The sequence below is a fragment of the Streptomyces sp. NK15101 genome (genome assembly GCF_020400725.1).
In the GTDB taxonomy this organism is placed as follows: Bacteria; Actinomycetota; Actinomycetes; order Streptomycetales; family Streptomycetaceae; genus Streptomyces.
The window spans coordinates 36,778-49,341 of record NZ_JAINVG010000008.1; the positions used below are offsets into that span (position 1 = coordinate 36,778).

Sequence of the window (12,564 nt, forward strand, 5' to 3'; positions counted from 1 at the left end):
GTGACGGTAGAGATCACGGCCGACCTGTGCGGAGATCGGCCGTCTTCCGTGGACAGGCGCTTCGCTGTGGAAAATTCCGTCACCCTTGAGAGGGACGGACGGACCCGGCGGCCGGGCGGCCGGGGTCAGCGGGGCGAGACGACGACCGCGAGGAGGCCGGGGCCCGTATGGGCGCCGATGACCGCTCCCACCTCGCTGACCTGGAGTTCTTCGATTCCCGGTACGCGCTCCTGGAGCCGGTCCGCGAGCGCGTCGGCCCGCTCCGGTGCGGAGAGGTGGTGCACGGCGATGTCGACGGAGCCGGAGCCGGCCCGCTCCGCGGCGATCTCCTCCAGGCGCGCGATGGCCTTCGAGGCCGTCCGCACCTTCTCCCGCAGTTCGATCCGCCCGCCGTCGAGTTCGAGGAGCGGCTTCACCGCCAGCGCGGAACCCAGCAGGGCCTGCGCGGTGCCGATGCGCCCGCCCCTGCGCAGATAGTCCAGGGTGTCGACGTAGAAGTAGGCGGACGTTCCCGCGGCACGCTTCTCGGCCGCCGCGACCGCCTCGTCGAGGGAACCGCCCGCCTCCACGACCTGTGCCGCCGCGAGGGCGCAGAAGCCCAGCGCCATGCCGACCATGCGGGTGTCCACCACCCGCACGGGCACGGGGGCGTCCTTCGCCGCGAGCACGGCGGCGTCGTAGGTCCCGGAGACCTCGGCGGAGAGATGGAGCGAGACGACGCCCTTCGCACCCGCCTCGGCGGCCTCGCGGTAGGCCTCGGCGAAGACCTCGGGGCTCGGCCGCGAGGTGGTGACGGACCGGCGCTTCTGCAAGGCCTCGGCAAGCGCCTTCGCCGAGATCTCGGTGCCCTCCTCAAGGGCGCGGTCGCCGATGACGACGGTCAGCGGGACCGTGGTGATGGCGTGCCGCTCCCTCGTCTGGCGTGGCAGGTAGGCCGTGGAATCGGTGACGATCGCGACATGCCGGGACATGAGCGGGAGGTTACCCGCCGAGGCTCCCGCACGGCAGCCCGGCCCCCCTCACCGACCACTCACCGCGCCCGGCACGGCTTCGCCCGAGGCCGCGCGGTCCTTCATCCGGCCCCGGTCCCGCCCCGGCACGGCGCCGCCCCGGGCCGTTCCGTCAGGTGGTGGTCTCCGGGCGGGCCGACTTCTCCCAGGGGTAGGCGGGCCGACGGGGATCGGGCGCCGTGATCGCGGACGGTTCTCCACCGGTCCCCGGGCCCGTCTCGCGAGCGGGTTCCGGCGTGGTGTCCGGGTCTGCCCAGTGGCGCAGGGCACCCGCCTCGACGTCGATCTGGGCGCTGAGCGACGACAGGTCGTCCTCGGCGAACTTCAGCGCCCGCTCCCGGGCGGCGCGGCGCAGCGCGTCGGCCGAGCCCGTGATCCGCTCGGTCCGCGCGGCGAGTTCGGGCAGCTGGCCGGCCACCCACGCCCGGTCGGGCTCCCGCTCCAGGCGCTTGAGGTCCGCGTCCAGTTCGAGTCCATGGGCGCTGAGGCGGTGGAAGAGGTCCAGCGACTCCTTCAGCGAGGCGTCCTCGGCGACCCCCGCCTGCAGCGCCTCCTGGGTGGCGCGCATCGAGGTGCGCAGCGAGAGCCGCAGTCGGGCGAGCTCACCCGCGGTCCCGGCCTGGCCGAGGCTCTTGGCGCGCAGCGTGGTGTCCTCGACCGTGCGCCGGGCCTGGTCGATGGTGCGGTCGACACCGCGCTTGGCGGCCTTCGCGACCTTCACGGTGACGTACACCCCGAGTGCCACGAAGGACAAGAAGAGCAGCGCCATGATCGTGATAATCGTGGCTTCCATGTGTGCCCCTCCGGCGTCCGTCGATTCCCCACGGCTGTGGTTCCTCCACGTTAAACGGAACGGGCAGGTTGGGGGTTCCATCGGAACCCCCAACCTGCCCGTAGGGGAAACCCCTGGGTGCCGCTAGCCGGCGACGATGTTGACCAGCTTCGGCGCGCGGACGATCACCTTGCGGATCTGTGCGCCGCCCAGCGCCGCGACCACGTGCGGGTCGGCCAGCGCCAGCGTCTCCAGCTCCGCGTCCGTGATCGACGGAGAGACCTCCAGGCGGGCCTTGACCTTGCCCTTGATCTGCACGACGCAGGTCACGGTCTCGTCGACGACGTAGGCCGGGTCGGCGACCGGGAAGTCCTGGTGGACGACCGAGTCGGTGTGGCCCAGCTTGCGCCACAGTTCCTCGGCGATGTGCGGGGCCAGCGGGGCGATCAGCAGCACCAGCTGCTCGGCGACCGGCCGGGAGACCGCGCCACCGGACTTGGTCAGGTGGTTGTTCAGCTCGGTGATCTTGGCGATGGCGGTGTTGAAGCGCATCGCGGCCATGTCCTGCGCGACGCCGTCGATCGCCTTGTGCAGGGCGCGCAGCGTGTCCTCGTCGGGCGCGGTGTCGACGACCGTGACCTCGCCGGTCGCCTCGTCGACGATGTTGCGCCACAGCCGCTGCAGCAGCCGGTACTGGCCGACCACCGCGCGCGTGTCCCAGGGGCGGGAGACGTCCAGCGGGCCCATCGCCATCTCGTACAGGCGCAGGGTGTCGGCGCCGTACTCGGAGCAGATCTCGTCCGGCGTGACCGCGTTCTTCAGGGACTTGCCCATCTTGCCCAGGACGCGGCTGACCTTCTCGCCCTGGTAGTAGAACGCGCCGTCCCGCTCCTCGACCTCGGCCGCCGGCACGGCGATGCCGCGCGCGTCCCGGTAGACGAAGGCCTGGATCATGCCCTGGTTGTAGAGCTTGTGGAACGGCTCGGCCGAGGAGACGTGGCCCAGGTCGAACAGGATCTTGGACCAGAAGCGCGCGTACAGCAGGTGCAGCACGGCGTGCTCGGCACCGCCGACGTACAGGTCGACGCCGCCGGTCGGCATGCCCTCGCGCGGGCCCATCCAGTACTGCTCGACGGCGGGGTCGACCAGCTTCTCGGAGTTGTGCGGGTCCAGGTAGCGCAGCTCGTACCAGCAGGAGCCGGCCCAGTTGGGCATGGTGTTGGTCTCGCGCCGGTAGCGGCGCGGACCGCGGCCGTCGCCCAGGTCCAGGGTGACGTTGACCCAGTCCTCGTTGCGGGACAGCGGGGTCTCCGGCTGGGTGTCCGCGTCGTCGGGGTCGAAGGTGCGCGGCGAGTAGTCCTCGACCTCGGGCAGCTCCAGGGGCAGCATCGACTCGGGCAGCGAGTGGGCGACGCCGTCCTCGTCGTAGACGATCGGGAAGGGCTCGCCCCAGTACCGCTGGCGGCTGAACAGCCAGTCGCGCAGACGGAAGTTGACGGTGCCCTCGCCGATGCCGCGGTCGGCCAGCCAGGCGGTGATCTTCGCCTTGGCGTCGACGACGCCCAGGCCGTCCAGGGAGATCTCGTCGTTGGCCGAGTTGACCAGCTTCGCCTCGTACGAGGAGAAGGCGTCCTCCCAGGTCGACGGGTCGGTGCCGCGGTCGTCGCTCGGCTCCACGACGCAGCGCATCGGCAGCTCGAAGGCGCGCGCGAAGGCGAAGTCGCGGCTGTCGTGCGCCGGGACGGCCATGATCGCGCCGGTGCCGTAGCCCATCAGGACGTAGTCGGCGATGAAGACCGGGACCTGCCGGCCGCTGACCGGATTGGTCGCGTACGCGCCGGTGAAGACGCCGGTCTTGTCCTTGGCCTCGGCCTGGCGCTCGACGTCGGACTTCGAGGCGGCCTGCTTGCGGTAGGCGTCGACGGCCTCGGAGGGGGTGGCGTGACCGCCGGTCCACACCTCGTGGGTGCCCTCGGGCCAGGCGGCCGGGACGATCTTCTCGACCAGGTCGTGCTCGGGCGCCAGGACCATGTAGGTGGCGCCGAACAGGGTGTCCTGGCGGGTGGTGAAGACGGTGATGGCTCCGGTGTCGCCGACCTGGAAGTCGACGCGGGCGCCCTCGGAGCGGCCGATCCAGTTCCGCTGCTGCAGCTTGATGGCCTCGGGCCAGTCCAGCGCGTCCAGGTCGTCCAGCAGGCGGTCCGCGTAGGCGGTGATCCGCATGTTCCACTGGCGCAGCTTGGCCTTGAAGACGGGGAAGTTGCCGCGCTCGGAGCGGCCGTCGGCGGTGACCTCCTCGTTGGCCAGGACGGTGCCCAGGCCGGGGCACCAGTTGACCGGGGCGTCGGAGGCGTACGCCAGGCGGTACTCGCCCAGGACGTCGGAGCGCTCGGCGGCGCTCAGCTCGCTCCACGCGCGCGTGCCGGGGACCTCACGCGTGCCGTTCTCGAACTGCTCGATCAGCTCGGCGATCGGCCGGGCCTTCTTGGCCTCGTCGTCGTACCAGGAGTTGAAGATCTGCAGGAAGATCCACTGGGTCCACTTGTAGTACTCCGGGTCGATCGTGGCGAACGACCGGCGCTTGTCGTGGCCCAGGCCCAGCCGGCGCAGCTGGACCTTCATGTTCTCCATGTTGGCCTCGGTGGACACGCGCGGGTGCGTGCCCGTCTGCACGGCGTACTGCTCGGCCGGCAGGCCGAAGGCGTCGAAGCCCAGGGTGTGCAGCACGTTGTGGCCGGTCATGCGCGCGTGGCGGGCGAAGACGTCCGTGGCGATGTAGCCCAGCGGGTGACCGACGTGCAGCCCCGCACCCGAGGGGTACGGGAACATGTCCATGATGAACTTCTTGGGCAGGGCGGCGACGGCGGGGTCGCCCGCCAGGTCACCGGTGGGGTTCGGCGCCTCGTAGGTGCCCTCGGCGTCCCAGAAGTCCTGCCAGCGTGCCTCGATGTCGGCGGCCATGGCCGCCGTGTAGCGATGAGGGGCCGCCGTCTCGGCGGCCGTAGTGATCTCGGTCATGGTCCTTGATGCTCCATCGATCGTCTCTGCCCACTGCCACGAACTGCCCGAAATGAAAAATCCCCTCGCACAGGAGGGGATGCCGCGCCGACTCCGACGGGATGTCTGTCGCCCGTCGGGACTGGTCAGCGCGGCTCGGTAAGCAGGAGGCGTACGGCACGCATGGCGCCAGGGTACCGCAGGGCCCGAGCGGGCCGCACCGACGTTCCGCGGAGCGGCGGCGAAGGGCCGCGGTGGAGACGTCGCACACGAAGAAGCGGGCCACCCGATCCGGGTGGCCCGCTTCTCTTCTGTGGAGCTAAGGAGAATTGAACTCCTGACCTCCTGCATGCCATGCAGGCGCTCTACCAACTGAGCTATAGCCCCGCGTGCGGGAATTTCAGATTACCGCAGAACCGGCGTGAGCCATCCGATCCGGATGGCTCACTTCCGCTCTGTGGAGCTAAGGAGAATTGAACTCCTGACCTCCTGCATGCCATGCAGGCGCTCTACCAACTGAGCTATAGCCCCTTGATTTGCCGTCCGCGCTTCCATGTTCCTCGCGGCGACGGACAGAACATTAACGGCCCGCCCGGCAGATCGCCAAATCCGTTTCTCCGGCCCCTCCGGGGCCCCGGGTAGGGTCGCCGACTGTGTCCGTCTCCGTGCTCTCCAAAACCCGCGCCCGGCCCTGGCCCCTGGCCACCGCCGCGGTGGTCTGCCTGCTCTCGCTCACGGCCTTCTGGGTGGCGCAACGCCTCGCCCACGTGAACATGCTCGACGTGATGGTCTACCGGGCCGAGGGCGAGACGGTCCGGGCCGGTGGCGACCTGTACGCGATGCGCGCGACCTCGGCGAACCTCGGCATGACCTACCCGCCCTTCGCGGCGCTTCTGTTCGTCCCGCTGACCCTGGTGGACGTCCCGCTGATGCGGACGCTCACCACGGCGGGGAACCTGCTCCTGGTGGTCGCCCTGGTCCAGCTGTCGCTCCGGCTGGTCCGCCCCTCGCTGTCGCGTACGGACCTGTGGCGCACGACGCTGTGGGTCGCCGCCGTCGTGGTCTGGTGCGAGCCGGTGTGGACGACCCTGCGGTACGGCCAGATCAACCTGCTCATAGCGGTGGCGGTGCTCTGGGACCTCACCCGCCGCGAGGGCGGCCGCCTGGCCGGCCTGGGCATCGGTCTGGCGACCGCGGTGAAGCTCACTCCGGGGCTCTTCGTGGTCCTCCTGCTCGCCGCCGGCCTGCTGCTGTGGCGCCGGGACCGGGGCATGAACCAGTGGCTGCGCACGGCCCTGACGGCGACCGGGGTGTTCCTCGGGACGACGCTGGCCGTGGCGGTCGCCCTGCCCGCCGACTCGAAGCGGTTCTGGACGGAGACGCTGTTCGAGACCGGCCGGGTCGGCTTCGCCGAGGAGACCGCCAACCAGTCGATCCGCGGAGTCCTGGCCCGGCTGATGCACACGGACGACCCGGGCATGTGGTGGGCGGTGACCGCGGCCGTCCTGGGCGGCGCGGCGATGGTGCTCGCCGTACGGGCGGCGGTGCGCGGCGACAAGGCGGTGGCCGTGGTCGTCTGCGCGTTCACGGCGCTGATGATCAGCCCGATCTCGTGGTCCCACCACTGGGTCTGGTGCGTGCCCCTGCTGGTCCTGCTCGCGGACCGCGCCACGCGCGCGTGGCCGGTGACGGGGGCGGTGGCACTGGCCTTCGCCTCGTTCGCGCTGTGGTGGGTCCCGCACGACCCGGGCCGCCCCGAACTGGACCAGAACGCGGGCCAGATGCTGCTCTCGGCGGTCTATCCGCTGACGGCGACGGCGCTTCTCGTGGGGTACGCGCTGACGCTGCGGCGTCAGGCCGTCGCGAAGGAGTAGAAGCGCTTGAGGGTGCAGTGCTCGTCGAGGAGCCGGCCGTAGATCGGCTCCCCCTCCAGCTCGCGGTAGGTCTCGATGGGGTCGCCTTTTATGATCAGCGCCCGCGCGCACTCCTCGCACCAGTACTGGAACTCGGGGTTGACGGGGTCCATGTCGCGCACGATGGGCGTACCGCTGCCGCACCAGTCGCACTTCCGCCTGTGTGCACCCATCAATCAGCTCCAGCTGTAGCCGCAGGCCGTGCACCCATAGGACACCCTGCCGTTGTCGCCGAGCACTTGGGTCACCCTCCCGTCCGGATCCTCGTCCCCCTCCGGCCGTCCGATTCTGCCATGGCCCCGCAAGAGGGTCAGCGTGATCGTCGCGGCAGCCCCGCGGCGGCGCCCGCGACGGAGGCGGCGGCCAGGGCGAGGGCGGTCGCCCACAGCGCGTCGGCGGACTCCTGGGCTCCGGAACCCGCGTACCGGCCGAGGAAGAGAGAACCGAACGCGGCGACGCCCACGAGCTGCCCGAGCTGGGTGACGGTGGCGAGCAGCCCGCTGGCGTCGGCCGCGTCCTCGGGGCGCACGGTGGCCAGCGCCCCGGTCAGGGCCGGGCTGAAGGCCAGCGAGATCCCCGCACCGAACGCCCCCAGGGCCGGGTAGAGCCCCCAGCCGCCGGTACCGCCGTCCACGAGCAGCCCCCCGACGGCGAGGAGCGCCGCGGCCGCGAGCAGGAATCCGGCTGGGACCGGCTCACGGTGCAGCCGGGCCGGCCAGCGCCGCCAGGTCAGGCCGACGGCGCCGAAGACGGCGGCGGCGGGCCCGAAGGTGAGTCCGGCGCGCAGGGCGCTGTGGCCGAGCCCGCCCTGCAGGTGCAGGGTCAGGGTGAACAGGAAGCCGGCGTTGACGCCCATCGCCGCGGAGATCCAGAGGACGGCCCGCCCCATGCCGGGAACGCGCAGCACGCGCGGGGCGATCAGCGGTGTGCCGCCGCGCCGGGCGAGCCGGGACTCGTGGGCGCCGAAGACGGCGGCGAGCAGCAGTGAGCCTCCGAGGGAGAACCAGGACCACAGCGGCCAGCCCCGCTCCTGGCCGAGGACCAGGGGGACGGTCAGCAGGGACACGGCGGCGGCGAGCAGGAGCAGCCCCGGCAGGTCGAGGGCACGCGCACGCGTGGGCCCCGCGTGGACGTCGCGGGGCAGCACCCGGACGCCGAGGACGAGCAGGGCGACCCCGAGGGGGACGTTGACCAGGAAGACCGGCCGCCAGCCGGTGCCGAAGAGGTCGGCGCTGACCAGGACGCCGCCGACGACCTGACCGGCGGCCGCGCCGATGGCCAGGACCGCGGAGTAGGCGCTGAGGGCGCGGACCCGGCGCTCGCCCGTGAAGTTGCGCTGGATGAGGCTCAGCACCTGAGGGATCATCACTGCCGACCCCGCGCCCTGCACCAGCCGGAAGGCGATCAACTGACCGGCGTCCGCGGCGAGTCCGCAGGCGAGGGAGGCGGCGGTGAACAGGGCGAGGCCGCCGAGGTACGCCCGCCGGTGGCCGATCAGGTCTCCGAGGCGGGCCCCGGTGATCAGCAACACCGCGTAGGCGATGGTGTATCCGGCGATGACGAACTGGAGCGCGCCTCCGGAGGCGGAGAGTTCGGTCCGGATGGTGGGGGCTGCGACGTTGACGATGAAGACGTCGAGGAGCGCCATGAACTGGGCGGCGAGCACCACTCCGAGCAGCAGCCCGGGCCGGTTGTCGGTGGCACGGTCTTTACTGGGTGCGGGACGTGTCGTGGTCGAGGTCATGCGAGGAGCGTGACCGTGATCGGATACGGGTAACGAGAGCCCGCCGATGCTGGTACTGACACCACCTGGCAGCGGCGGCACGGGGACTCGACCATGGGGGTGTGACGATCGTGGCAGCGCTACCGACACAGCGACGGCGACGACCGGAACTGGCCGCGTTCCTGCGCAGCCGCCGGGCCAGGGTGACCCCGGAGGACGTGGGCATGCCGCCGGGACTCCGCCGGCGCACGCCGGGGCTGCGCCGCGAGGAGGTCGCCCAGCTCTCCGGCGTCGGCGTCACCTGGTACACCTGGCTGGAGCAGGGCCGGCCGATCAACGCCTCCGCGCAGGTCCTCGACGCGGTGGCCCGCACCCTGCGGCTCGACCGGCCGGAGCGCGAGCACCTCTACCACCTCGCCGAAGTGCCGTACGCACCGGACCGGCCGGCCCTGGACGTCCCGGAGGTGAGCCCGGAGATCCAGGGGATCCTCGACGCCCTGGACCGGCTCCCGGCGGTGCTCTACAACGCGCGCTACGACGTGCTCGCGACCAACGCCCTGTACGAGCGTCTCCTGATGCAGGACGGACCGGGCCTGGACACCGGCCCGTTCGGCATACGCAACGTGCTCTGGGCGCTGTTCAGCGTGCCGGGGCCCAAGTGTCCGGTGGTCGACCGGAAGCGGGAGCTCCCGCTGATGGTGGCCCAGTTGCGGGGCGCGTACGGCCGCCACGTGGGCGAGCCCGAGTGGGAGGAGTTCGTACGGCGTCTCGCGGAGGCCAGCCCGGAGTTCGCCCGGCTGTGGCGCAGCGGCGACGTGGTCCCGCCGGGGACGAGGGTGAAGACCTTCCGGCACGATCTGACGGGTGAGATCCGGCTGACCTCGGTCTCCCTCTCGGTCAACGGGATGCCGGAGTGCCGGATCGTGACGTACACGCCGAGCGACGAGGAGAGCCGCCGTGGGATCGAGATCCTGCGTGCCATGGACGGACCGCGGGCCACGTGACGGAACGACGGATCCCGCCCCCTGCCGGGGACGGGATCCGGTGACTGTGGAGCTAAGGAGAATTGAACTCCTGACCTCCTGCATGCCATGCAGGCGCTCTACCAACTGAGCTATAGCCCCTTGTGTTCTTCGTGTTCTTCGCGCCGCGCGCTCCGAACAAGAAGAACTCTAGCCTGTGACCTGCCGGAAAGTGAAATCCGGGTCCGGCAGGCCGGTCGTGGGGCTCAGTCGTCGTCGCCGAGGACCGGCTCGGGCAGCGTGCCGGCGTTGTGCTCCATCAGGCGCCAGCCGCGCGCGCCCTCGCCGAGGACCGACCAGCAGCAGTTGGAGAGCCCGCCCAGGCTCTCCCAGTGCCGGGCCTCCAGGCCCAGGAGCCGGCCGATGGTGGTGCGGATGGTGCCGCCGTGGCTGACCACGACGAGCGTGCCGTCCTCGGGGAGCTTGTCGGCGTGCTCCAGGACCACCGGGGCGGCCCGGTCGGCCACCTCGGTCTCGAGCTCGCCGCCGCCCCGGCGCACGGGCTCGCCGCGCTTCCAGGCGGCGTACTGCTCGCCGTACCGCGCGACGATCTCGTCGTGGGTCAGTCCCTGCCACTCCCCCGCGTACGTCTCGCGCAGGGCGGAGTCGTGGGCGACGGCGTGGCCGGTGATCGACGCGAGTTCCGCGGCGGTGGCCGCCGCCCGCTTCAGGTCGGAGGCCACGATGGCGTCCGGCTTGAGCGCGGCGAGCAGCCGTGCGGCCCGGCGCGCCTGGGCGACGCCGGTCTCCGTCAGCTCGATGTCGGTCGAGCCCTGGAAGCGGCGCTCCAGGTTCCAGGAGGTCTGGCCGTGACGCCAGAGGACGATGCGGCGGCCGCTGCCGCCCTTGGCGGCGCTCAGCTCAGCTCACCGTCCGGTCCTTCGGGAAGGCCGGAGCCGGCCTCGATGTCGGCGCCGGTCAGGGCGGCGTGCTCGGCGGCCTTGCCGCGGGTGTTCACGGCGTCCTCGGGCAGGTCGAGCTCGGGGCAGTCCTTCCACAGCCGCTCGAGGGCGTAGAAGACCCGCTCCTCGCTGTGCTGGACGTGGACGACGATGTCGACGTAGTCCAGGAGGATCCAGCGCGCGTCGCGGTCGCCCTCACGGCGGACCGGCTTGGCGCCGAGCTCCTTGAGCAGCCGCTCCTCGATCTCGTCGACGATCGACTTGACCTGGCGGTCGTTGGGCGCGGAGGCGAGCAGGAAGGCGTCGGTGATCGACAGCACGTCGCTGACGTCGTACGCGATGATGTCGTGCGCGAGCCGGTCGGCGGCCGCCTGGGCGGCGGTCTTGACGAGCTCGATGGAACGGTCCGTGGCGGTCACAAGCAGGCTTTCGTCGGCGGTCCAGTACCCCTCCAGGGTCTCACGGACCGCCGACGGCCCCGTCGGCGTTTTCCGGGGCGCCCCTTACCGGCGCCCCGGGACCTTGTAGTCCTGGCCCAGGATCACGGTGACCGCGATCGTTCCCGAGGGCTTGCCCTTCTCCACGGAGGAGGCGGGCAGTCCCAGCGTCTTGGCCACCTCGGTGGCCGTCGCCTTCTGGGCGTCGTCGCCGTAGAGGACCTGCGATTCCTCCCGGGTCGCCGCGTCGGCACCGCCCACGAAGGTGAAGCCGCCGTTGATCAGGACGATCCGGGCCGCCTCGGCCGCCTTCTTGCCGGAACCGTCCCGCACCGAGACCCGGGGCACCTCGCCCGCCTCGGGGGCGGTGACCTTGCCGCCCAGGATGTCCTTCACCACGCTGTCGCTCGCGCCCTCGGTCAGCTCGCCGTCCGGTCCCACCGGGAGCAGGGCCGTCTTGTAGTCGCCGATCTTGGCGTGCTCGGCGAGCTTGGCCAGGGAGGCGGCGAGGTCCTTCTCCGGGAGCGAGGGATCGAGGATCTGCTGGAGGGTCTCGATGGTGATCGTGGCCGTCTCGGGGTCGCTGGAGAACTTCCGCAGCACCCCGTACATGACCCCGCCGAAGCGCTGGAGCTGCTTGGCCTCGGCCTCGCCGGGCGCCCGGTAGGTGGCGTAGGCGACGGCGGCGCGACCGTTCAGCGTCTGCTTCTCGCCCTGCCGGACCAGCGGCTCGGCGCCCTTCTTGGTGTCGGGGACGTCCGTGTCGGTGTCGATCTCGATGCCGCTGACGGACTCGACGAGGTTCTCCAGGTAGGGGGTGTCCAGCCGCCAGGTGCCGGTGATCTCCGTCCCGAGCAGGTTGCCGATCGACTCCCGGGTGCCGCTGGAGCCGTCGTCCTCGACGGACTTCCCGAGGGTGGTCCCGGCGCCCTCGGCGTCGGCGACGACGACGGAGTTGGGGAGGAGGACCGTGGTGCCCTGGCGGGTGGTGGCGTTGTCCACGAGCAGGGCGGTGGAGGTGGTGCCGTTCTTGATGTCGTGGAGGTGGACGACGATCGTGTCGCGCTGCTGCGGTCCGGTCGCGGCGTTCCCGCCCCTGCCCTCCGGATCGGACGAACCGGGGAGCAGGCCCGCCGACCAGAGGTAGCCGACGCCGCCGGCGACGGCGAGCACGAGGACGACGACGAGCGCGACGATCCGGTTGCGGCCGCGCCGCCTGGCCTCCTCGCGCCGCTCCGAGCGGCTCTCGGTGAACTTGAGCCAGTCGATGACGTCCTCGGAGTCCTCGTCGGGCTCCTCGATGAACGAGAACTGTTCCGTGCGGTACGCGCGGTCGTCCTCGGCCTGCCGCGGCGGGGCGGGGCGCTCGGACGCGGGGCGCTGGCCGGGGACTCCGGCCGGCGCCGCGACCGGGGCGGCGGGGGCCGCCGGCGGCGCCTGCACGGGAGTCTGCGCGGGGGCCTGGACGGGAGTCTGCGCCGGCGCGGGGGCGGGCTCGGGCCGGGCGGCCCACTGCTGTCCGGTGTCGTAGGACGGGTAGGCGTAGCCCTGCTGCCCGTAGGGGTCGTACTGCGCGGGCCGGTCCGGTTCCTGGACGGGCGGCTGCTGGGCGTACGGGTCGTAGCCGTACGCCTGCTGCGGCTGCTGTCCGGCGTACGGGTCGTAGTGCTGTGCGGGCGCCTGCTGCTGGGCCTGCGGCTGCTGGTACACCGGCTGCCCGTACTCGTCGTAGCCGATGATCTGCGGCTGCGGATAGTACGGGTCGTACGGGTGCTGCTGATCGTTCAC

General features: G+C 71.6%; 10 protein-coding genes and 3 tRNA genes. 2 read left to right on the forward strand and 11 right to left on the reverse strand.

Annotated elements, in window-relative coordinates; all coding sequences use genetic code 11:
* Positions 1-125: 125 nt before the first annotated feature.
* The 5 genes from K7G60_RS06465 to K7G60_RS06485 all read right to left on the reverse strand — a co-directional run bounded on the left by K7G60_RS06465 (position 126) and on the right by K7G60_RS06485 (position 5,310).
* Complete coding sequence (locus K7G60_RS06465; protein WP_225799827.1) at positions 126-971, reverse strand: DegV family protein; 846 nt, start codon at positions 969-971, stop codon at positions 126-128.
* A gap of 151 nt (positions 972-1,122) precedes the next feature.
* Positions 1,123-1,803 carry a hypothetical protein gene (locus K7G60_RS06470; RefSeq protein WP_225799828.1) on the reverse strand — a complete coding sequence of 227 codons (681 nt, stop codon included), beginning with the start codon at positions 1,801-1,803 and terminating at the stop codon, positions 1,123-1,125.
* Between the two features lie 123 nt (positions 1,804-1,926).
* Positions 1,927-4,800, reverse strand: coding sequence for a leucine--tRNA ligase (gene leuS, locus K7G60_RS06475; protein ID WP_225799829.1), 2,874 nt, complete (start codon positions 4,798-4,800; stop codon positions 1,927-1,929).
* A gap of 293 nt (positions 4,801-5,093) precedes the next feature.
* Positions 5,094-5,166: transfer RNA gene (locus K7G60_RS06480), tRNA-Ala, on the reverse strand.
* 71 nt (positions 5,167-5,237) lie between these two features.
* A tRNA-Ala gene (locus K7G60_RS06485) sits at positions 5,238-5,310 on the reverse strand.
* A gap of 122 nt (positions 5,311-5,432) precedes the next feature.
* Between K7G60_RS06485 and K7G60_RS06490 the strand changes: the two genes are divergently transcribed.
* Entirely contained in the window at positions 5,433-6,653 is a 1,221-nt protein-coding gene (locus K7G60_RS06490) for a glycosyltransferase 87 family protein (RefSeq protein ID WP_225799830.1), read from the forward strand.
* On the opposite strand, the gene K7G60_RS06495 is transcribed toward K7G60_RS06490, so the two are convergent.
* Positions 6,632-6,865: a hypothetical protein gene (locus K7G60_RS06495; RefSeq protein WP_005317760.1), complete on the reverse strand. Its 234-nt coding sequence runs from the start codon at positions 6,863-6,865 to the stop codon at positions 6,632-6,634. The genes K7G60_RS06490 and K7G60_RS06495 overlap by 22 nt on opposite strands.
* A 137-nt stretch (positions 6,866-7,002) precedes the next feature.
* Positions 7,003-8,436 carry an MFS transporter gene (locus K7G60_RS06500; protein ID WP_225799831.1) on the reverse strand — a complete coding sequence of 478 codons (1,434 nt, stop codon included), beginning with the start codon at positions 8,434-8,436 and terminating at the stop codon, positions 7,003-7,005.
* 101 nt (positions 8,437-8,537) lie between these two features.
* Between K7G60_RS06500 and K7G60_RS06505 the strand changes: the two genes are divergently transcribed.
* On the forward strand, positions 8,538-9,419 hold the full coding sequence (locus K7G60_RS06505) for a helix-turn-helix transcriptional regulator (RefSeq protein WP_225799832.1): 882 nt from the start codon (positions 8,538-8,540) through the stop codon (positions 9,417-9,419).
* A gap of 47 nt (positions 9,420-9,466) precedes the next feature.
* Here the strand turns inward: K7G60_RS06505 and K7G60_RS06510 are convergent.
* From K7G60_RS06510 to K7G60_RS06525, 4 genes are all read right to left on the reverse strand, one after another.
* Positions 9,467-9,539, reverse strand: a tRNA-Ala gene (locus K7G60_RS06510).
* Between the two features lie 104 nt (positions 9,540-9,643).
* Positions 9,644-10,297, reverse strand: coding sequence for a histidine phosphatase family protein (locus tag K7G60_RS06515; RefSeq protein WP_225799919.1), 654 nt, complete (start codon positions 10,295-10,297; stop codon positions 9,644-9,646).
* Entirely contained in the window at positions 10,294-10,758 is a 465-nt protein-coding gene (gene rsfS / locus K7G60_RS06520) for a ribosome silencing factor (RefSeq protein WP_030684910.1), read from the reverse strand. The genes K7G60_RS06515 and rsfS overlap by 4 nt, the downstream gene beginning before the upstream one ends.
* Before the next feature lie 84 nt (positions 10,759-10,842).
* Entirely contained in the window at positions 10,843-12,564 is a 1,722-nt protein-coding gene (locus K7G60_RS06525) for an LCP family protein (RefSeq protein WP_225799833.1), read from the reverse strand.